Source organism: Micrococcus sp. Mcc89 (genome assembly GCF_024519795.1).
Lineage (GTDB): Bacteria > Actinomycetota > Actinomycetes > Actinomycetales > Micrococcaceae > Micrococcus > Micrococcus luteus.
On the sequence record NZ_JALJRI010000102.1, the window covers coordinates 1 to 367 of the forward strand.

The following is a 367-nucleotide window of genomic DNA, read 5'->3' on the forward strand; positions in this document are numbered from 1 at the left end:
TCCGGGTGCCCGTCATACCAGGACGCGAAATCCGCGCCACCGAACGAGCCGGCCAGCTCGACGCCGGGCACGTCCAGGGCCGCGTCGCGCACAGCCCCGGTGGAGAACACGATCGCGTCGTAGTGCCGACGCAGATCCGCCAGGCTCAGGTCCGTGCCGTAGTCCACATTCCCCAGGAAACGGATGTCCCCGCGGTCCATGACCTTGTGCAGGGCGGTGACGATGCCCTTGATGCGCGGATGGTCCGGGGCCACCCCGTAGCGGATGAGGCCGAACGGGGCCGGGTACCGGTCGAACAGGTCGATGCTGACCCGGAAGTCCCGTTCCTCCTTGGTCAGGATGTCCGCCGTGTACACCCCGGCGGGTC

The 367-nt window shown here is 68.7% G+C and carries 1 pseudogene; it reads right to left on the minus strand.

Annotated features, from left to right (window positions below):
- Positions 1-367, minus strand: a pseudogene (locus NR072_RS09570) (pyridine nucleotide-disulfide oxidoreductase); the annotation flags it as partial.